This is a genomic window from Psychrobacter glacincola, assembly GCF_904846075.1.
In the GTDB taxonomy this organism is placed as follows: Bacteria; Pseudomonadota; Gammaproteobacteria; order Pseudomonadales; family Moraxellaceae; genus Psychrobacter; species Psychrobacter glacincola_C.
This window is the reverse complement of sequence record NZ_CAJGZH010000002.1, coordinates 195,727-217,366: the sequence shown is the minus strand read 5'-3', so window position 1 is coordinate 217,366 and position 21,640 is coordinate 195,727. Positions and strand designations below refer to the sequence as shown.

Sequence of the window (21,640 nt, the reverse complement as noted above, 5' to 3'; positions counted from 1 at the left end):
TGATGAAAATAAAAACCCCTTTAGGAATACTCTTAGCGACCTCGATCGCGATGACTGGTTGCTCTAATAATGACCCAGCAGTAAACGCTGATATAGATACAGGCGATGTGACTACTCTAAGATTCTCACACTTTATGACTGCCAATGACAACATAAACACTGAAGCATTGCAGCCATGGGCAAAGAAAATCGAAGAAGAATCAAAAGGCCGCTTAAAGATTGAGATCTACCCTTCGGCTACTCTTAGCAAACCGGGCGCTACCTATGATGCTACCGCGAAAGGTATTGTTGATATTGGTATGCAAGCGCAAGGATATACAGCAGGGCGATTTCCTTTAACTCAAATTGTAGAGCTGCCAGGTATCACCAATACTGCACAGCAGCAGAGCTGCATACTTCATAAACTGTATGATGATGGTGTCATTAAAAATGAGTACGAAGATACTCACCTGCTAGCGCTGATAGGCACTGGACAAGGTGCGCTGCATACCGTAGATAAGCCTATTCGCACGCCAGCTGATATGAAAGGTTTGCGTATTCGCCAACCTTCTGCCGTTGCTAGCCACATTATCGAAGCGACTGGCGCGGCGCCCGTTGGCATGCCTGCCAGTGATACTTATACTTCCCTTCAACGCGGTGTCATTGACGGACTTAGCTTTACTTGGCAGCCCATTCAAGCATTTCGTCTTGATGAGTTAATCAATACGCACACCAATATTCCTTTTTATAACTCTACTTTTGTTATCAGTATGAATAAAGAGAAATACGACAATTTGCCCGATGATCTCAAGAAAGTAATTGATGACAATTCAGGGGCGGAGATGGCAGCACGTGTCTCCAAAGTATTTGACGTCAGTAACGCCAAAGCAATGGCCGCAGCTAAAGAAAAAGGCGATATCATGATCGATATCCCTGACCCACTCAATGACCCAGACTGGAAAGATCCATTAATGGAAGGCTCACAGCACTATCTAGATGAAGTCAATGCCACTGGTCTAGATGCTAATAATGTATACGAAAAAGCAAAAGCAGCAAGTAGCGCCTGTCTCGTTTAAAGAAGTAAAATAATTACGCAGTGGTTTTCTACCAAAAAACAGTCGGTTTATATGGTGAAAATTATGTAGCAAAAGCACCAGCTACGCAATTTGATAACGCTGCGCGATTGCTAGTATTTGCTCAACCACGTTGTCTTGCTCACTCATGGGCAATTGCTCTGTCGTTCCAATGATAGTGATGGCGTATTCTAGTGGTAGACCTTTGTTAGCAGTTTTGTCACTAACAGCAGATAGATTAACAGCGCTATTAGCAAGCTGCGGCAATATGACAGGAATCGTAATGGCATTAATCCCCATCAGCATATCACCCGTCACTGTCGCATAGCCTTGGGTACGAATTTTGGCTTGCAAGTGACTGAAATTCTGCCATTTTTCTGTGATTATTGCTTCATTGTCTGTCTGCCATTCAGCTGTTACCAATGGCTGAATGACGGCATCTGGCTGATAACTGGCAAATAATTGCCCCGTCGCCGATGTCGTCAGCGGCATACGTGAACCGATACGAGTGATAATACTAATCGGGCTATCTGGTTCAACGGACTGAATAATAATAGGACCTTCGCTAAACCATTTGGCAATCTGCACACCGCAATTCAGGGTGTCTTTGATTTCATTAGCGATGTGCGTCAGCCGCTCTAAAATATTGTTTTGACTAAATCCAGAGTGCCCCAATGCTGCCAATGTGTTAACCCTATCGCCTAGCCCGTAGCGACCATCATCAAGCTTACGCGCATAGTTTTTACGAATAAGACTGACCAAATAGCGGTGACACTTTGCTGGATGCATTTGCATCACTTGCGCAATATCTTTTAGCATCATCGGCTCATTATGATCGATAAGAACGTCTAACACCGACAAGCCAATCTCCAGTGACTGGACGCCACTTTGACTTTTATTGGTTGTCACGGGATTTTCTAAAGGGCTTTCAGCTGCTGGCATGTTTTGCTCAATGAGTAATTTACTTGGCATATTAATCTAATATATTCATGAAAAACTGAAATGGAGAGGTAACGTCATAAGAGTTTTTTAATTGTATAAGATACATTTCGTACCATTAATTATAACCGCTTATCTCATTCACAACCTACCATAATAAAAGGAATTCACAATGATGACACTTTATGGCTACTTTCGCAGCAGCACCTCGTATCGTACTCGTATCGCGATGAATCTCAAAGGCTTAGATTATGACTATATTTCGGTCAATTTAGCAAAAGATGAGCAGTTAGCAGATGCCTTTAAATCACTCAATCCACAAGGATTGGTGCCTGTTTTACAGACCGATGATTTATTACTATATCAAAGCCCAGCCATTTTAGAATGGTTAGAAGAGGTTCATCCTAAACCCGCTATTGCCTAAAGACGCGGCTGGACGTATGCAAGTACGAGCCATTAGCGCTATGATTGGTTGTGATATTCATCCTATTAATAACCGCCGTATCTTACAATACCTACGCAATGAGCTGGCAGTAGACGAAGAAAAAGTCATGGCGTGGTGCAACCGTTGGATGAGTGAGGGCTTTGCGGCGTTAGAGAAAATACTAGCAAAAGACAAAAGCCGTGGAAAATTTTGCTACGGTGACAGCCCTACTTTTGCAGATTGCTATTTGATTCCTCAGGTCTCTTCGGCGCGACGTTTTAACGTGGATTTAAGTACCTATCCCAATATCGTCGAAATTGACACGCATTGCCGTACGCTCAAAGCCTTTGCTGACGCTGATCCTAGCATGCAACCTGATGCGCCCAAGTCTCAATAAACAATCAAAAGGGTGCTTTCAGTAAGGGTGTTTTGCTATTAAATGACTAGAAAATGAAATGATTAAAGGATTAAAGGATTAGAGAATTAAGTAACAAAACGCTCTTATAATTGTTGGGCTCAGTGCTCAGACAAAGCAATCAAAGCGAATGACTGCCTGAAAACAGGCAAAGCATTGATACTCTTAAGCCAAATACAGCATTCAATATTTCATCGAATCATCACTTCTACTTTTCATCTCAATATAATATTTAATATATTCAAATTATTGGTTGTATAGCAGTCAACTGTTGGCTATTCTTGGTATAGGCGTTGTTATATCTAAAATTTAGAATTAATTTTAGATATAACATACTGTTTTATACATTAAAATAAGGTTGGATATTATGAGTTATACACCTTTATCAAATAACAAAGACGCTCTACCATCCCATGCCGCTCAAGATATTTATGATTTAGCCCTATCGGCTAGAGAAGAAACAGAAACCTGTAGAAAAATTGCACCGACAGTGGTCAAAAAACTGTCAGAGTTGTCGTTATTTAGGATGGGACTGCCAAAATCGTTGGGAGGATGGCAAGGCAATCCTGTGGAAACGTTAAAGGTTTATGAGACGCTAGCCAGTGCTGAAGCCTCAGTTGCTTGGATCGTTTGGAACAATCATTTGGCCTGCACATTTGGACGATTTTTAGACGAGCCTAGCATGAAGGAGATATACAGTGACCCCTCTCATGTCTATGCCAACTCAGCACGCCCTGAAGGGATTGCTAAACAAACCGCTGAAGGATATACGGTCTCAGGTCAATGGACATTAGTATCAGGTTGTGAATTGGCAGACTGGTTTGTGCTGCGCTGCTTGGTAATATCCGAAGGCTCGCCTACTACCCTTGGACCGGGTGCAAACTTAAAGCTGTTCTTTATTCCAAAAGAAGATGTGGAAGTGATTGATACTTGGCATGTTGGTGGACTAAATGGTACAGGCAGTCATGACATCGTCATCAAAGACGCGTTTGTGCAGGAACGTTATGCGGTCAATTTTGATAGCCCTGTCGCCATCGATAATGCGTATAGTCGACTACCAATCGGCTGTATTAATGCCGCTGGCTGTGCAGCGATGGCACTGGGTGTCTTAAAAGCAGCGACAGATGAGTTAATCCAAATTTGCCTTGAGAAAGTAACGCCCGGTAAAAGCCCAGATTTGCGTGATCGTGCAGCAGTACAAGCGACTATCGCTAGGAGCAAAACGCTATTAGCATCTAGGCGCGCACAATTACACAATAGTGTCGAGGTATTATGGAACGAAGCACAACAACAGAATGCCTTTACCGATACACAGCTGGCTGATGTGTGGGCAGCAGCCTGTGAGGCAGCGAGAGAAGCCAGAGCCATGGTATCGGAGATTTATGCGGTCGCTGGTACGGTCTCGCTATATAAAAAACATAGAATAGAAAGAGCGCATCGAGACATTCATGCTATTTTACAACATGGTATCGTGCAGCCACATTGGATGGAGCAAGCTGGCATGGCTTATGTCGGATTGACCCCAAATGCAGCTATGTTCAGAGTATAAAATTGCTTTTATAAAAATAAAAAAGCCCTCATAGAATGAGGGCTTTTTATCGCTTGGCTATTGAGCCAAAGAAAAACAAATCATTGATAAAAATCATATAGTGACTACCAAATAGTGACTACCAAATAGTGACTACCAAATAGTGACTACCAAATCATCACGCTGAAAACGTCTTCATGCTCATGTCGCAAAAAAGCAAGGCATCAGATGCCTTGCTTTTTTATGACTAATTTTTATAACTAACAAATCACTTTACTTGATAGTAGGCTTGATTGCTTTAATCAAAATGGAAGCCTGCACCAATCGAGCCGCCAGCGTTACCTTGGGTATCAGCGGTGCCGTTTACCTTCATGACCCAACGACCATCATTGGATAACTTCGAGAAGCCAATAGCAACTGCACTTTCCCCATTGTACGTTCCTATACCGCCACCGATTAAGGATTTACCAGCGATGTAAGCTTGCGGTAGTGAAGACATTGCCATGGCGGCTGAGATACCAGCATTTGCATCGTCTTCGACTTCACCAATTTTATAACCTAGCTCATTCATGTTGTTGCCAAGTCTTTGACTAACAGCATCTAATTGACCCATATTTACAGCGTCTCTGGGTGCCATGCCATCAGCCACATCAGTGATCTTGTTGCCAGCGGCGTTGATACCGCTTGCAGTCATACTAGGACCACCGACAATGCTGACGCCATTATTATTAATTGTCGTATTGCCAGTTTTGACGCTATCGATATTAATATCACCGTTTAGATCAAACTTAATACTACTGCCTGCTGCTGTTGTGGTGATGTTATTACCACCTGTGAAGGGGAGGACACTGCCATCGCCTACTGGTTTGTTGATGGTAGCACCGCTATCAGCACCAAAATTGAGACCCGCATCTATTTTATCCTTGTTCACTTTGATATTGGTCGTATTAGTGTCGATGTTTGTTTTATTCGTGGCAATATTCGTGGTATTGGTTTGGATATTGGTAGTGTTGGCTTGGATGTTTTTATTGATAACGACTTCTCCTTGCTTAATAGAAGCAATCGCACCGTCGATACTATTTTGACCAGTACCACCAATATTACTATTGGTAAAGGTACCATCTACAGGATTGTAGACTGTCTCACCGCCAATGATACTACTGATGCCACTACCTTGTGCATAGAGCTGACCACCATTGATAGCATCTTTGCTGCCTTCAGAGACATCGCCATTCACAACGTTTGTAATCTTAGTGTCAGCAGCATTGATACCCGCTTTGGTGACACTAGGTCCACCTGTAATAGTCAGCCCATTATTATTCATAATGGTATCACCCGTCGTTACGCTATCTAAATTCAGGTCTGGATTTAAATCGAAGCTAATGTCATTGACGCCTGCCAATGGTGCAGTAGCAAGTAGGCCAGGGCTAACATTATTGTCCGCTGATCTAGATACTTTAATATTACCATCTGTACTGTTCAAATCGATGGCGCTGCCTTGTTTGATCATAGTGGCAACATCACCCTGAGCCGTTAGTCCCCAACCTTGATCAAGGGCAAACGTCGTGGCGTTCAACTGTCCGACAGTCGCCGCATCTGTATCTGCAATACCAGCAGCTACATTGGTGATTCTGTTAAAACCATTGTCAAGACCACTACTGCTCAGTCTAACCGTTCTACCGGGACCATTATCGGTAAAGGTAAAGCCATTACTATTCATAATGCTATTACCAATCTGCATGCTACCCTCATTGCCTAAATTCAACTGGTTATTCAGTTTCACCTGAACACCCGTTGCCGAGGCCATCGTCGTAATGTTGCTATCACCAGTGACGTTGATGGTATCACCTAAAGCAAACTGCTGGTCGTTGGCACTATTGCCATCACCGATTTTGATGCCTTTAGCCACGAGACTATTGGTTGCTGACAATTGGTCGAAGTTTACCGCATCCTTACCTGTGGTCGCTTCTGCAACGTTAGTAATTTTATTGCCACCATTGTTCAGACCATTGGCTGAGATGCTGACACCGCTACCAAAGTTTGCGCTGTTAAGACCAGTTAAATCTTTCGCAAGTTTCACGGTCAATGTGCTGGTACCGTCAGCAACGACGCCAATGTTGTTGCCATTTGACAAGTCACTTGCCACGGTCGCGCCACCTTTGATTGTCAGCTTGTCACCAAGCTGACGATTAACGGTAGTACCCGTGTCACCATCGAAATCAAAACCTTTATCGATGGTCGTGGTCGTGGCTTGTAGTTGACCAAAGTTTACGGCATCGCTGGCTATTGTACCGTTAGCGACATTGGTAATTTGATTGCCACCATTGTCCAGCCCACTATTACTGAGTCTGACCGTTTGATTAGTCCCACCCATAAATGTGACACCATCAGCGTTGACGACTGTAGTTCCTGTGGTCAAGCTGGTTGAGACTAAGTCGGCAGCAGTAGCAACTTTGATACCGCCATTGTCAGCGGTCAAGACAATATTGTCACCAGTAATAAAGTTGGCTGTATTATTGTCTTTATCCAAAGTCTTGACATCAGCACCATTGATTTGTGTCACTACCGTTTGCATCGCACTATCGGCTTTTACCAAGCTTGCCTTACTACCTTCGCTTAGATCAACTTGATAGTCGGTGATATTGGTATCAGGATCTTTGACACTAGTGCTAACTGTTAGTGCATTAGCATCTGCAGTAGAAACACTGGCGCCATTGGCATTGACAGTATAGACATCCTGTCCAGTATCGCTATCGGTTGAAAAGTCAACACTGGCAACATTCGTACCTTTAACTACTTTGGTTCTCGCTCCTGCGGCTGCCATTTGTACATCACCAATATTCGCCGCATTGCTTACTGTATTACCACCGCTTTTTACTCCCTTGATCTGGGTGTCGTTGGCATTGATACCAGTAGTAGAGATACTAACACCACCAAAATCTGCACTAGTGAGGCCCGTTAAAGTTGGAGACAGACCGAGAGCAATTCCATCGCCTGTTGATAAGCCAGTGGTGGTTAAATTGCTGTCTGTATCAAACTTAATTTCTTCACCCAAGGCGAAGGTTTTTTTGAGAGTGCCGCCGCTACTTGCATCATTCACGTTAAACTTGATGCCTTTAGCAATATTGTCAGTATTGGTACCAATATTGGTGGTATTGGTTGAGATGTTGTTAGTATTGGACGTGACTTGTTGGTTGGTATTAAATAACTGACCACCATTGATGGCGTCTTTGCTATTTAGACTGACCGTACCATTAGAAACATTGACGACCTTCTTATTACCCGCATTGACCCCGCTTTTGGTGATGCTTGGACCATTCAAAATGGTCAGACCATTGCTGGTTAACGTGGCATTGGTAGGGTTAAATATGCTTCCACCCGTTACCGTGACACCTGCACCACTAACGGTAGTGACGCCAGTGAGCACGCCGCCAGTGAGAATACCTAGACCATTGACCGTTGTGCCGTTTAATAAGTTGCCAGTGCTAACGCTGCCTGTTGTACCTAGGTTTAAGTTATCATTAAGCTCGACTTCGATTTTGCCATTTTTTACTCGGGTGTCGATGTTGCTGTTAGAGCCAACTACCTCAACGGCTTGTCCCAATGGTTTCTGTACTGTATTACCATCAGCAGCTTTTAGCGCAAAGCCTGAGGTGGATACACCAGTAATGGCACTATTCAAATCACCGATGTTTGCTGCATTGGTTTCTGTTGTGCCACCGCTAGCCACGCCTGAGATGACTTTATCACCTGCGTTGATACCAGTAGATGAGATACTAACGCCGCTATTAAAGCTTGCGCTATCCAGACCTGTTAAGTTGTTGGCTAAGCCAAGTTTGATTCCATCACCCGTTGATAAGCCAGTGGTGGTTAAATTGCTGTCTGTATCAAACTTAATTTCTTCACCCAAGGTGAAGGTTTTTTTGAGAGTGCCGCCGCTACTTGCATCATTCACATTAAACTTGATGCCTTTAGCAATATTGTCAGTGTTGGTGCCAATATTGGTAGTATTGGTTGAGATGTTGTTAGTATTGGTCGTAACATTAGTATTAGTCGTTTCTAGCTGACTAAAATTCACCGCATCTTTTGCGTTAACCCCATCATCAACGTTAATAACTCTCTTATTACCCGCATTGACCCCGCTTTTGGTGATGCTTGGACCATTTAAAATGGTCAGACCATTGCTGGTTAACGTGGCATTGGTAGGGTTAAATATGTTTCCACCCGTTACCGTGACACCTGCACCACTAACGGTAGTGACGCCAGTGAGCACGCCGCCAGTGACAATACCTAGACCATTGACCGTTGTGCCGTTTAATAAGTTGCCAGTGCTAACGCTGCCTGTTGTACCTAGGTTTAAGTTGTCATTGAGCTCGACTTCGATTTTGCCATTTTTTACTCGGGTGTCGATGTTGCTGTTAGAGCCAACTACCTCAACGGCTTGTCCCAATGGTTTCTGTACTGTATTACCATCAGCGGCTTTTAGCGCAAAGCCTTTGTTAATAGTCGTGGTATTATTTCCGACCGCTTCATTGGTCGCATATAATTGACTACCATTCACGGCATCTGTACTAGCCGCAGTGACAGCTCCACCAGCGACGTTTTTGATCTGACGCTCAGATCCTACTACGCCCACGGATACTTGCGCACCCTCTCGTAGCATGCCCTTATCATCAATGACATTACCGGCGATATCATATACCACGCCACCAACTGTCATTGTCTTTTCAGAGCTTGCACTTGTTGCTGTTGTAGAGCCTGCACCTAAAGAGACTGAACCATCTTTGCTAGCTGACGCACCAACACCGAACGCTGAAGAAGCCGTTCCCGAGGTATTGGAATGAACACCAACGGCTGTAGACAGATCACCTTTAGACAGCGATTTTGCACCAATGGCTATCGACGCAGCACCTCCAGCTTCGGTATTAACATTGTACTGATTGGTTTCTACCAAATCTTTACCTACGTAGGATTTGAAAACATCGTTAACTGTGCCACTATTTAATGGTGACAACGGACTACCATCGATATTAGTTTTCGATGCAAAATTTAGGTCATCACCGCCTATTGCGATAGACGATGCCCCTCTAGACACGACGTTAGCACCGATAGCAATCGATTGCTCACCACTTGCCATCGTCTGTTGCCCAAATTCTGAGCTGCCAATCGCAATGGTTTGGCTGCCTGTGGCTTTTGCATTTCCGCCCAGCGCCATGGCGTTATAACCTGTCGCTCCGTCGTTATTAGCATTACCGATAGCAGCTGAGTCCACGCTATAATACTTGGTTTTATTATTAGCGACAGTATTCGACAGCCCCGTTAGCTGAGCCACATTGACAGCATCACTGTCACTGCTACCTGCTGCGACGTTTACAATCTGACGGTTGCCACCCACTGCTCCTGTTCCTACAGAGACCGCGCCAAGTGTAACGCTATCCGTTGCTTGGATGACTGAACTATCTGCTCCTACTGGCACAAAACCACTGGCACCACCAGCACGATTTGCAGTAGAGTTTGAACCTAATGCGATGCCATTTACTGCGTTAGATCGAGAGCCGACACCAAAAGCAAGACTGTTATCAGCAGTCGCTTTTGCATTACTACCAAAGGCAATCGTATCACTGCCAACTGCTTGAGTTTGTCCATTCGCTCTATAACCTACATTTGCTTGATCAGCCACTGTACCTGCATTTTCAAAATCAGTTGAACCAATCGCAATACCACGTTTGCCTGAGGCAAGTGCTGAATGACCAACAGCTAGAGAGCCTTGACCCGTTGCTGAGGAGACATTACCGATAGCCTGAGCAAAGTCAGCAGTCGCTGCCGATTGACGTCCAAGCGCTAACGAGGTATTTCCATTAGAATACGCTGCCGCCCCAATTGCCACAGATGACCGACCAATGGCTTTTGCTTGAGTGCCTAGAGCAGTAGCGACGTCACCGGCTTCTGTCCCAGTGCCAATGGCGGTACTACCAGAGTTGTTTTGTGAACCACCCGTCCAAGTAAATGACGGATTGCCTCTATCGACCAGATTGAAGTTTTGCCCAGCGTCCGCTTCACAGCCAATGGCAACCGAATAGCTGCCTTCAGCATTCGCTTCAGTACTGTTTGTATTACAAGAAGAAATTGCCGTACCAGATCCCGTACCACCGCCGACATTCACTTGTGCAAAAGCTTGCGGTGACATTGTAAATCCAGCCGCCAGCATCCCTATGGCGATCGTGGATAGTCGGAAAAATTGGGTAGAAGAAAGATTAGAAGTCGTATTGATGGTCGCGTTTGCGCTCACGCTAGATTTGGAAGATTTGCCGCGCCCCTTTGCATATTCACCAACTGCGGTAAAACAGCTCAAGGCTTCATTCCATATTACTTTATAGATGCGGTTCATAGTGTGCACTCCCTTACAGACTGGTCAGATTTAAAAATCAGAGATAATATCCATCTTGCAGAGAGTCGATATCACAAAATAAAACACGTTATCGGCGGATAACGATTAAATGTTTTTTGTTCATTATTTATCTTGTTAACCAACAACTAACACTTTTTATCTTGAAAATCCCTAATCGCTCTCTCTATATATTAGTATTACCGAATATATAGAGAGAGACAATGCCGCTCATCGGGCATTTATTACCGTTCATCCAATTATATAACAAAAAATGAATATATAGATGTTTTTTGCTCCTTGCTTATATTGAATGCTCCCACTTTTTTGAAATAATCCGCTTTGAAACTTAATAAAACACACGCTTATACACACACTTTAGAGATGTTTTAAGCGCGTGTTCGCCACTTTATGCTGCTCTTAGTCCCCTTCAGAGTTAACAGGCAATGTTATTTGCATCACCAGCCCTTGGATATCATCTTGGCGATTATAGACATGAATCTGACCCTTGTGTGCCATTACCACGGCATGAACGATTGCCAGCCCCAAACCATAACCCCCCGTTTCACGATGGCGAGCCGAGTCAAGCCGTACAAAGGGCTGAAAAATACGCGCCAAGTCATTATCCGCGATGCCACCACCCTCGTCTGTGATGCTGATTTGAAGTGCAGGCTTATTGCCCTCCATCTCCACTTTTTTAATGTCAGCAATGACTGTTGAATCAGAGGCCGTATGCATAAAAGCATTACGAATGACATTCTCAAGCGCACTATGCAGCTGTTCTTGATTGCCAAGCACTGTCCAAGGCGTTGTTGAATCAGTGGTAGATGAAGCGTCTGCCACCAATGCATGACTCGGCTGCCATTGCCAACGCACGTTTTTATGCTGAAACTCAAAGCAAACGTCTTGTCCAATTTCACTGATGATGTCAGAAATATCAACCACTTCGTTTTCTATATTGTCGATCGTATATTGCTGCATTTGTAGAGATTGAATATGAATGATTTGCTCAATCAACTCATTCATCCGCGCCGACTCTTTATCTATACGGTCGAGATAACGACTGGCATTCGGTGCAAAGTCGCGAGTCAGCTCAGTCGCAACGTCTAGACGTGCCAGTGGCGATCGTAGCTCGTGCGAGATATCACTGAGCATCTGTTTGCGTGCCAGCTCACTCTCAGCCAACCGTTTTGATAGTTTAGCCACATCTTTCGCGAGTAAACCAAGCTCATCATCTCCCATTTTTGATAGGTCTGGATGGGTCTGATAATCGCCATCAATCAGACGGTGTACGGTATTTTGTACACGGCGGATACGCTGAGTCATTGTACGGCTCAGCCAAATACAAACCAAGACGCTAAAAACGAGAATAAATAGCAAACGTATGGGAAAATTGCCACGTTGCAGCGCCATAACATCAGCAAAACGCAAATGCGGACGTAACTGTATAATGACAGACTGCTCATCTGGTAAGACGACCGTCACATCAGCCAGCTCAGGGCGACTGTCGAAATCAGCTAGCGTAGCGCTATTTGGCATCATCGGTTGCAGAATATGGTTTAAGAATGACGACTTATCATTCGACATTTTATTATTATCGTGACTATTAATCCTGTTATTGTCCACATTGGGCTGAGCTGCCATTGATTGCATTGATGGCTGCATTGATAGTTGCCCTACTTCACGCTGACTACCCTGCATACCTTTTTGCCTACGCTCATCTCTATTGCGATAACGCGGAAATATAATCGCCCCTTCATCATCGTAAACTCTTATCTGATTCATGAGTTGACGGTCCTGACGATACATCTGTCTGACGGCATCTAAGTCACCAACCTGTAACGCGGCAACCATGTCTTGACGCTTAACCAATAGACTGTCGATTTGCACATCCATGCGAGCCGTTAACTCTTTTTCGACCAGCCAGCGCTCAACCAAGATAGATAAAATAGAGGTGATTAGAATCGTCAATAGCAGACTTAGAAACAAACGCCAAAACAATGTGAGTCGCACGTTAAATTTTGGCGCTGGTTTAAGCGTTTTATGGTTAATAGCTTTCTTTGGTGCGTTCATCGATGAGTCCGTCATTACAATACCAGCTGATAGCCTTTACCACGAACCGCTTTGATCGGCTCATCATGAAAAGGTTGGAGTTTTTTGCGGAGTCGCGAGACATGCACATCAAGGCTACGATCGAAAGGCTGTAATTCGCGTTGTAAGACATGCTCTGACAGCCATGCTTTACTTACGACCTCGCCTTTTTGTTTCAGTAGCGCAACCAACAAATCAAACTCTGTCCCCGTCACTTGTAGCTCTACCCCATCTATCTGACAAAGCCGCTGGTTTTGATCCAGATGCAAACGGCTCTCTGGTAGCGGCGTATGCTCTGATATCGCTGCGCTGGTGCGTTTGATGACGGCATTGATACGCGCCAGCAGCTCCCTAGGATTGCAGGGTTTGGTAATATAATCATCAGCACCAAGTTCAAGCCCAATGATACGATCAATCTCCTCCCCTTTTGCCGTCAGCATGATGACAGGGATATCACTGATATTGGGTAATTGACGCAAGACACTCAATCCATCGATTTTTGGCATCATAATATCTAGCACCAGCAAATCGTAAGCAGCAGCGCCATTTAGCACATTATTGCTCGCGGTTTTGAGTTTCTGTATGACAGCCTCACCATCGTGAACGCAGTCGCATGTCACCCCATGATTGTGCAAGTATTCTTGTAATAACTGGGTCAACTCTTCGTCATCATCGCCTAGTAGTATGTGTGGCACATCTTTCTCCTTAAGCGTTAGATCGCTTTATGAGCCATATTATCAGTCAATTGCTTATCGATTCGCTATAAACGTTACCTTTCTTAATACTTCATAAATGTTCGTAACCTTTAACTGTCGTAATATAGCGTTTATCAGCGACAAATACTGATAACAAGCTGTGATGGATAGTGGCTATCCGGGGCACTTACTGTTCATAAGCTGATCAGATAAAAACTGAATTTTTCGCAACCAATAACGTATGCACCATAAATTAAGGTAATGATGATGAAAAAATTATTAATGGGCTCAGTATTAGCAATGTCTAGCATTTTCACCGTAACGGCTTGTACCAGTGTTAATGCAACCACTGATACCACACCAACGACCAGTAAAATGCAGTATAAAGATGGCATGAAAAAAGCCATGAACAAAGGCGGCATGAGAGGTCCAATGTCGCAGCTAGATCTAACAGCAACGCAACAAGCGCAAATCAAAGCCATCATGCAAGCACAACACGGCGATCGTAAAGCTGACCGTACAAAAAACAAAGCAGAACGGGCGCAAATGCAGCAACAGATGCAAGTATTGACTAATAGTAGCACTCTAAATACAGCCGCAGTTAATCGCTTAGCTGATCAGCAAGCGGCTAAAACCAAGCAACGCTTCATTGAGCGCGTACAGACTCAACATGCTATCTCTCAAGTATTGACTGCTGAGCAACGCGCAAAACTTGCTACATTAAAAGCTGAAAAAATGGCGAAAGGTCATAAAGGCTCAGAGCACGGCAAAATGCATGGCAAACAGCGCCAAGGCATGTAAGTCATTAATAATAAAAATTTGCATGTATATGTAATGCCGGTTCAATGTTTTATAAAAGCTAATGCAAAAAAGCGCATCGTATAAACGGTGCGCTTTTTAGTTTTAATGTTGAGGTTTAAATCAATCTTATTACTCACTTTCAACAACTAGCCATATCAATTACATCCAAACTGATTACATGAATAGTTGAAGCTATTTCCATCGCTATCGCTACCGTTATGGTACGTATATGAACCAATTTTTCGAGAAGACTTATTCCAACTACCACCATCAGCACTAGTACCATTAGTATAAGAGGTATCACCAATTCTGTTAGTATTTTGGCTCCAACTGCTTCCTGTACTACTATTATATCCTGATGTATAAGTTGTATTTCCTATTCTATTATTCGTATAAGAATTCCCATTAGCATCAGAGCATGTAGAAAAAGATGAGCTACCAATACATCCGGCTTGGACAGAGCCACATGCAACTATAGTGAAAATAAATCCTACTAAAAACTGTTTCATAACCTTCCTTTTTTAATATCAATATCATTCAATTTTTGAAGTTTTAGAACATAGCAGTTTAAAACATAAAAACATTACTCTAATCAATCGTCCCGAACTTCTCTTTAGCCATTGGCATGACACTAAACATCATCTTTCCTATCGCAGTACCATTGCCATCACGATAATACTGCATCAACTCGCTACCATACTCGCGCATATCAATACTATTACTGACATTAGGCACTTGCACATCACTTGGTAAATTGGGAAATACCATGTTTTTGGCGCTGATAGCGGAATACTGCTGCAAAACATCTATGACCATGTTCTTACTATCGGCGGTTTCGCTCGGAAGCTCACTACGCAGATGCTGCCATTTAAGCTGACCACCCTTATCAAACCCATACAACTCTTGCGTCTCTGCATTTGATAGCATTGCACTTTCTGCCGTCTTTTCTTTTGCCTCTGCCATTGTTTCCTCTATTGTCTCACTGCCACTATCCACATCACTATCCATGTCACTTTTTATCATTGCTAGCATCTGCTGCACTAAAGCTTTACTGGTAAATTTATCAGCATCTGTGTTGCCTACCTCGTCAGCCGCGCTTTCTTTGACCAGTTCTGGATATCGCTGACTCATCCGCTCGTAAACGATGCGCATATAATCTTGATAAAACTGCTCATAACTCTCAGCACTTTGTACACGGCGAATGACTTGGTTGCTTGCTAGCATTGCTGGTAGCTGATGCGCGGGTAACTTGGGAGAGAGCGAGGCTAGCGTATTAGGGGCGACATAATCAAACTGGCTAATAGGTGCAGCATCAAATGTAGCATCTAACGCGGCAAAGTGGCTTTTTATCAACTCAGTACCAAAGCCTTTGGGTAAGGTGCCATCATTAATGGCTAGCTTTAGCCATTTGTCGCGCCACTTTGTCCCGAGCTTGTCATCTAACAGTTCTGAATTAAACATCGCAAAATTATCTGCCCACAGATAAATAGTACCGTTTTTCAAATCCAGATAAATCGGCTGATTCATGCTGCTTTGATGATTACGCGCTTGATACTGCGCGCTTGCCAGCATCGTCGCCTTGCCAGCCATTGGCTGATAGACGCCTTGTGCATTGATAGACAGCGGCTTTAGCACATAAGCATCTAGCAACTTTGCTTTTTTGATATCTTGCGCTGTCGATCGGTCGTCGTGATTATCAAATAACTGTTGGTAAAACGCTGGCACAGTGATTTCACTATCATATTTACTCTCTACCCATGCCTCATAGGCATCCGTACACTCAAGATAAGTGTCTTTGAGCACCGTTCGCTGAGCATCATAATCTGCTGCCAAAATGTCTTTATTTTGCGCTTCTGCTTGGGTAATTAAGGCGGCATACGCTTGATCATGTGTGTCTTCGCAGTATTCATCGATATAGCCTGAGGCGACTGGCGCTTTAGCATCTATTTTAGTATCAATATCACTAAACTGCTGCTCGTTACTGATCTCCAGATTGCTATGGTAACTAAAAGACTGTCGGCGCTGTTTCTGTAACGCCGTCGCCAACGCTGTCTTTGCTGCCGCTGGCGTTTGCTTGGCAGTCATAGCATTAGAGTGGTCAAGACTGGTAGATTGGCAGCCCGTTAATAATAATGCCCCTGTTACCAATGCACCAGCAAATAGGCGATTGCCATTAAGAACTGACGCAAGGCTCGCTGACGAAAGACGACTTGCAATGATTTGATGTGCTTTTTTCATTTTTTATCCTTAATAGATGTGGGCTTGAATATGACAAGATAATGTTATTGACCGCCTATCCTGTTGTCAGCATCATCTGCGGCATCGTCTTCGATATCAGTGTCATCTTGACTATCAGCACTGTCATATTCTGCTGCATCATAGCCGCTATCACCATCTGCATAATCGCTACTATAGTCATCATCATTGTAATCATCACTGCTCCCACTATAGTCATAGCGGGCATCACGTGCCGTTTGCAGTCTTTCTTTTTGTTGGCGTTGCTCTGCCATCCATGCATTGCCATCGATAGCAGCTTTAGCATTTGGGCCAAAAGATTCAGCCAATAAAGGCGTTAGCACATGGTTATTAAAGCTGCTTTTATCGTAGCGTACTTCATTCAGCACGCTGGTCGTCGAACCTAGCAAATCGCCACCGATATTTACCCGCTGCTGCTTAGCAAGCAGGCGATCGGCGCTATCTAAATAATAGTAATTTATCTGATTAAAAGAGATCGGACCGATGGCTTCAATTAGCTGCAAAAGTGAACCTACATCCGCACTTTGGTAGCCTTTATTGTATAGCTGCACTTTCGCAAGCGCAGTTTTTAGCATGGCGCCATCAGGATATTTCTGTGGATTGGCATCGACATAATCCTGTAGCGACTTTGTCATGTATTTTAGGGTTTTGCCGATCATCTCACCGCTTTGCTTGCTGCCAAAATAGACTTTTACCGCACGACTCGCCCCGACTTCTTTGGCAAAGGCATCACTGCGAATATCTACCGCGCTAAAATGCTCAGGCGCAAGCTCTGCCATGCTGCTCTGTATGGCAGCAATGGCGGCATCGTAAAGCACTGCTGGCGGCAGCTGCGCCGTAATACTCTCAGGCAACCCAAAACTTACGGTATGTGAGGTCATTTGGTTAGGTAAAGGGGTGTTTTCAGGATTAACCAATGCTACGATAGGCATGATTGCTGATGGGTCTACCGTAACTGTACTATGGTTAAAATCGAACGCTAGCGGTATCTGTATAGATGAGCTAATCGTTGGTGTCACATAATCATAGCTATAGACGCTTTGCAGTTGTCGCTGTTTGGGTTTGTACTGACTGACACTATTAAACGTTAAATTTTGATATTGATAAGCATTTGACGCAGCTATCTGTTCAGGCGTGCGATGGAACATACTCAGCATTTGACCAATGACGCCCGTAGATGGCGTTGATTGGCTACCTTGTTCTACATCCTCTGATTGTTGTTTTGCCATCTGTATAGTTTCATAGTTTTTTAACAGAGTGTTGGGCTTTAATTTCGAAACCCCTGAGAGAATGCCGCCCTCTGCATTGCCATATTCATCATAGCCATCGCTGTCGTAACCCTCTCGATTGTAGCCATATTCATTGTAACCGTCTGGATCATAGCCGTCTTCATCGTAGTTATACTCATCATCAACAGTCTCATCGGCATCGATGACATCGTAATCGCCATATTCACTAACCTCGTCTACAGCTGTTTCCTCACTAGCTTCTGCTAGATCGGAGTCGCTATAGTCATAACTGCCATCATTATCATTCGACCCACTTTCGTTATCATCGCTATATAAAGAGTCGCTGTCTAAATAATCATTGTCTAAATCCTCAGGCTCATAAGCATAAGCTTCTATAATCGTTCTAAGTAAGCTACTAGAGCCTGCATCAATGCTGTCTGGATCAATAAAAGGAACGGCTTGATAATTGGCTTGCGAGACTGCTACGTGTTCTGTTGCAAGATGCTGACGAATAGCTGCCAGTAAATGTAATTTTGCTTGATTGTCAGTATTGGGATATTTTTCTTGGTCAAATAATTGTTGATAACGCTCAGATTTGGCAGTGAGGCTGGCATTAAATGCGCGGCCTTGGGCTTGGCTCTGCGCGCTATCAGCGGTACTAAAATCAATCATACTTTTTGATGTCGCAGGCGATGATACCGCTGGGCTTGATTGACAGCCCAAAAGAGCCAGAGACGTAGTGCCAACCAGCAAGGCGATAGACGTCAATTTACCTACCTGATATACATGGTCGTTATTATTGATAGACGAATGATGACTCGTCATCTCAGAATAGCGCTGTCGATTATGATTATTAATATGATTTGATGACATAGTAATCTCTTTGTATAAATAGCCAGTCTATAATTAGTGTACATTAGTACCGTTATTTATATCACAATGCGTTACAATTTAGTAATATTAGAACCTATTTATTAAGAAAATACTTAGATTTTTTTATACAAAACAACTTTCTCACTACTGCTTTCTCGCCCAAGTAAAAAGGACTTTACAATGCCAACCTCGATATCAAAAGACAACATACGCACTGCTGACAATAATCCTCAAAGTAGAGCAAATATTAAAGCGGCTATTTTGTTAATCAGTAGCACATTTTTAGTATCACTATCTGCTCACGCGCTTGAGCCGACAACCAATCAATCAACTACTATCAACCAAACATCAATTAACACTAGCGCCATCAATCTCGCGATTATGGCTGATAATCCTACTGTAATATCTGAAACTCAGCGTGTGACAAGAGCCAAAACCAATACGCTTACTTCCACGATTAACAATGCCAATGCCGATCAAGCCATCTATTCTGCAGATGCGATTCACCACCCTGTTTGGGCAAAGAACGGCATGGTCGCCACCCAAGAAGCCCTCGCCTCTAATATTGGACTCAAGATTTTAAAAGACGGTGGTAATGCGGTTGATGCTGGCGTCGCTGTTGGCTTTGCGCTAGCCGTTACCTTACCGCGCGCTGGGAATATCGGCGGTGGTGGATTTATGATGATTTATGATGCCAAGCAAGGCAAAACAGTGGCACTCGATTACCGCGAAAAAGCGCCGAGTGCTGCCACTCGTGATATGTATCTCGATGAGGATGGCAATGCGGTCAGCGACTTGTCTCGTTATCACGGTCTAGCAGTTGGCGTACCGGGAACAGTAGCAGGATTACTTAAAGCATTAGAAGAACATGGCACGATGAGCCGCGGACAGGTGATGGCACCAGCCATTGCACTGGCTGAAAATGGTATTGAAGTTACCGCAGGCTTGTCCGAGTCGTTAGAAGCGTTAAGCGATCGCATGCAAAAATGGCCAAGTACCAAAAAGATATTCTTTAAACCTGATGGTAGCGCCTATCAACCCGGTGAGCGTTTAAAACAACCGGAGCTTGCAAAGTCTCTTAAACTGATTGCCGCAAAAGGGGCGGATGGATTCTATAAAGGAGAAACCGCAAGTAAGTTGGTCAAAGCGGTCAATGAGGCTGGTGGTAGCATGAGCTTACAAGATTTAGCCAACTATGAAGCCATCGCTCGCGTGCCCGTCAAAGGCGATTATCGTGGTTATGAGATTGTCTCCATGCCACCGCCGTCTTCTGGTGGCATTCATATCGTGCAGATTTTAAATATCTTAGAAGGTTATCCGCTAAAAGACTACGGTCAAAACAGCGCGCAAACCATTCATTTAATGGCGGAAGCCATGCAGCTAGCTTATGCGGATCGCGCAGAGTATTTGGGCGATTCTGACTTTATCGATGTGCCTGCCAGCGGTTTAGCTTCTCAGGCTTATGCGGATAAACTACGCACCTTAATCAATCCAGACAAAGCCACACCAGCGTCTACCATCAAAGCCAACAACCCTCTACCCTATGAGAGTGATCAGACCACGCATTTCTCTATCGTTGATAAAGATGGCAATGCAATAGCCAATACTTATACGCTGAACTTTTCTTATGGCACGGGTCTTGTCGCTGAAGGTACGGGGATATTGCTCAATAATGAGATGGATGATTTTTCTGCCAAACCGGGTGTGCCTAATGGTTATGGATTATTGGGCGGTGAAGCAAATGCCGTTGAAGCCAATAAACGCCCATTATCTTCTATGAGTCCGACACTGATATTTAAAGACAGTAAACCATATATCGTCACGGGTAGCCCTGGTGGTAGCCGCATCATCACCACCGTTACCCAAATAATATCGAACGTCATCGATCATGATATGAATATTGCTGAGGCTACTCACGCACCGCGTATCCATGACCAATGGCTGCCTGATGAGATTCGGGTCGAAAAAGCACTGAATATTGATACGGTTAAAAAGCTTGAATCAATGGGTCATACGGTCAGTCCAAAATCAGCCATGGGCTCAACCCAGTCGATTATGATTACGCCAAATGGTGTCTACGGCTCGTCTGATCCACGTATCGTTGATGCAGCTGTGGTTGGATACTGATTTAACTTTTTATGATAAATGCATTTGGCGAAATTGGCTGGGCGACAAGCCTGTAAATTGTTTGAACTGGCGGCTAAAGGCGCTATGATCACTATAGCCGCAGTTCAATGATATTTGAGTGACTGACATCTCAGGCATGGCTAATAGCTTAACCGCATATTCTAATCTCAGCTTTTGTACAAACTGTAAGGGCGACATATTGAGCACCGCTTTAAAGGTGCGCTCCAACTGCGATAAGCTCAAATGTGCCAGCTCCGCCAATTCTGCGATATTAATTTTCTGATCAAGATTGCCACGTACAAACTGTGCGACTTCCGCCAAGCGCGCATGCTTACGTAAAATGCGTTCGTTATCTTCATCAATATCGACGGATATCCCAACCATTGCGACCACTTGTTGATTGCTATTATAGATAGGCAGTTTATTGGTAATGCACCAACCTAACTGACCAGATGCATAACTGTGCAGCTCTAAATTATCAACGATTGATTTCCCATCTCGCAACACTTTCATATCCTGCAAGATATAATCCTTACTCTGCTGATGAGAAAACACCTGCTCAGTGGTAAATCCCACGATATCACTATGCTGACTTAACTTACAACGCTTTAACAATGTTTTGTTTGCCAGCTGATAGCGTGCCTGCTCATCTTTCACAAAAAACACCACATTCTTTAAAGTATCAAGTAGAGGTAGTAATAATGAGACATTACCAATAAATGCCTCACTACTTTCTGAATAATAAGTAGCCATGCTCTGCCGCAACGAGGCAGTAAGGCCGACAAGCCCCGCCTCTTCTATTACATCCATCATCCTATGTCATCC

12 protein-coding genes and 1 pseudogene are annotated in these 21,640 nt (G+C 43.9%); 5 read left to right on the top strand and 8 right to left on the bottom strand.

Annotated features, from left to right (window positions below):
- Nucleotides 1-2 precede the first annotated feature (2 nt).
- Nucleotides 3-1,055 carry a TRAP transporter substrate-binding protein gene (locus tag JMW85_RS07065; protein WP_201581290.1) on the top strand — a complete coding sequence of 351 codons (1,053 nt, stop codon included), beginning with the start codon at nt 3-5 and terminating at the stop codon, nt 1,053-1,055.
- Nucleotides 1,056-1,136: 81 nt separating this feature from the next.
- Here the strand turns inward: JMW85_RS07065 and JMW85_RS07060 are convergent, their stop codons facing one another.
- Nucleotides 1,137-2,024 carry an IclR family transcriptional regulator gene (locus JMW85_RS07060; protein WP_227681704.1) on the bottom strand — a complete coding sequence of 296 codons (888 nt, stop codon included), beginning with the start codon at nt 2,022-2,024 and terminating at the stop codon, nt 1,137-1,139.
- A gap of 142 nt (nt 2,025-2,166) precedes the next feature.
- On the opposite strand from JMW85_RS07060, the pseudogene maiA reads away from it, so the two are divergent.
- Nucleotides 2,167-2,812, top strand: a pseudogene (maiA, locus tag JMW85_RS07055) (maleylacetoacetate isomerase).
- Between the two features lie 385 nt (nt 2,813-3,197).
- On the top strand, nt 3,198-4,379 hold the full coding sequence (locus tag JMW85_RS07050) for an acyl-CoA dehydrogenase family protein (protein WP_201581289.1): 1,182 nt from the start codon (nt 3,198-3,200) through the stop codon (nt 4,377-4,379).
- 277 nt (nt 4,380-4,656) lie between these two features.
- On the opposite strand, the gene JMW85_RS07045 is transcribed toward JMW85_RS07050, so the two are convergent.
- From JMW85_RS07045 to JMW85_RS07035, 3 genes are all read right to left on the bottom strand, one after another.
- Nucleotides 4,657-10,746, bottom strand: coding sequence for a YadA-like family protein (locus JMW85_RS07045; RefSeq protein ID WP_201581288.1), 6,090 nt, complete (start codon nt 10,744-10,746; stop codon nt 4,657-4,659).
- A 417-nt stretch (nt 10,747-11,163) separates the two neighbouring features.
- Complete coding sequence (locus JMW85_RS07040) at nt 11,164-12,816, bottom strand: sensor histidine kinase (RefSeq protein ID WP_201581287.1); 1,653 nt, start codon at nt 12,814-12,816, stop codon at nt 11,164-11,166.
- 14 nt (nt 12,817-12,830) lie between these two features.
- On the bottom strand, nt 12,831-13,529 hold the full coding sequence (locus JMW85_RS07035) for a response regulator transcription factor (protein WP_201581286.1): 699 nt from the start codon (nt 13,527-13,529) through the stop codon (nt 12,831-12,833).
- A gap of 267 nt (nt 13,530-13,796) precedes the next feature.
- Between JMW85_RS07035 and JMW85_RS07030 the strand changes: the two genes are divergently transcribed.
- Nucleotides 13,797-14,330 carry a Spy/CpxP family protein refolding chaperone gene (locus JMW85_RS07030; RefSeq protein ID WP_201581285.1) on the top strand — a complete coding sequence of 178 codons (534 nt, stop codon included), beginning with the start codon at nt 13,797-13,799 and terminating at the stop codon, nt 14,328-14,330.
- A gap of 155 nt (nt 14,331-14,485) precedes the next feature.
- Here JMW85_RS07030 and JMW85_RS07025 read toward each other — a convergent pair whose 3' ends face one another.
- The 3 genes from JMW85_RS07025 to JMW85_RS07015 form a co-directional block, all read right to left on the bottom strand.
- A complete protein-coding gene (locus JMW85_RS07025) occupies nt 14,486-14,839 on the bottom strand; it encodes a hypothetical protein (protein WP_201581284.1) in 354 nt (117 codons plus the stop codon).
- Between the two features lie 79 nt (nt 14,840-14,918).
- Complete coding sequence (locus tag JMW85_RS07020; RefSeq protein WP_201581283.1) at nt 14,919-16,568, bottom strand: hypothetical protein; 1,650 nt, start codon at nt 16,566-16,568, stop codon at nt 14,919-14,921.
- Between the two features lie 44 nt (nt 16,569-16,612).
- A complete protein-coding gene (locus tag JMW85_RS07015) occupies nt 16,613-18,688 on the bottom strand; it encodes a hypothetical protein (protein ID WP_201581282.1) in 2,076 nt (691 codons plus the stop codon).
- A 180-nt stretch (nt 18,689-18,868) separates the two neighbouring features.
- Between JMW85_RS07015 and ggt the strand changes: the two genes are divergently transcribed.
- Complete coding sequence (gene ggt, locus JMW85_RS07010) at nt 18,869-20,815, top strand: gamma-glutamyltransferase (protein WP_227681702.1); 1,947 nt, start codon at nt 18,869-18,871, stop codon at nt 20,813-20,815.
- A 9-nt stretch (nt 20,816-20,824) separates the two neighbouring features.
- Here ggt and JMW85_RS07005 read toward each other — a convergent pair whose 3' ends face one another.
- Nucleotides 20,825-21,628, bottom strand: a complete 804-nt coding sequence (locus JMW85_RS07005) for a helix-turn-helix domain-containing protein (protein ID WP_045455507.1) — start codon at nt 21,626-21,628, stop codon at nt 20,825-20,827.
- Between the last annotated feature and the right edge of the window lie 12 nt (nt 21,629-21,640).

Excerpts from the sequence above, each read along its gene's own strand:
- JMW85_RS07065 (WP_201581290.1), top strand. The coding sequence starts at position 3 with ATGAAAATAAAAACCCCTTTAGGAATACTCTTAGCGACCTCGATCGCG.
- JMW85_RS07060 (WP_227681704.1), bottom strand. The coding sequence starts at position 2,024 with ATGCCAAGTAAATTACTCATTGAGCAAAACATGCCAGCAGCTGAAAGC.
- JMW85_RS07050 (WP_201581289.1), top strand. The coding sequence starts at position 3,198 with ATGAGTTATACACCTTTATCAAATAACAAAGACGCTCTACCATCCCAT.
- JMW85_RS07045 (WP_201581288.1), bottom strand. The coding sequence starts at position 10,746 with ATGAACCGCATCTATAAAGTAATATGGAATGAAGCCTTGAGCTGTTTT.
- JMW85_RS07040 (WP_201581287.1), bottom strand. The coding sequence starts at position 12,816 with ATGAACGCACCAAAGAAAGCTATTAACCATAAAACGCTTAAACCAGCG.
- JMW85_RS07030 (WP_201581285.1), top strand. The coding sequence starts at position 13,797 with ATGAAAAAATTATTAATGGGCTCAGTATTAGCAATGTCTAGCATTTTC.
- JMW85_RS07025 (WP_201581284.1), bottom strand. The coding sequence starts at position 14,839 with ATGAAACAGTTTTTAGTAGGATTTATTTTCACTATAGTTGCATGTGGC.
- JMW85_RS07020 (WP_201581283.1), bottom strand. The coding sequence starts at position 16,568 with ATGAAAAAAGCACATCAAATCATTGCAAGTCGTCTTTCGTCAGCGAGC.
- JMW85_RS07015 (WP_201581282.1), bottom strand. The coding sequence starts at position 18,688 with ATGTCATCAAATCATATTAATAATCATAATCGACAGCGCTATTCTGAG.
- ggt (WP_227681702.1), top strand. The coding sequence starts at position 18,869 with ATGCCAACCTCGATATCAAAAGACAACATACGCACTGCTGACAATAAT.
- JMW85_RS07005 (WP_045455507.1), bottom strand. The coding sequence starts at position 21,628 with ATGATGGATGTAATAGAAGAGGCGGGGCTTGTCGGCCTTACTGCCTCG.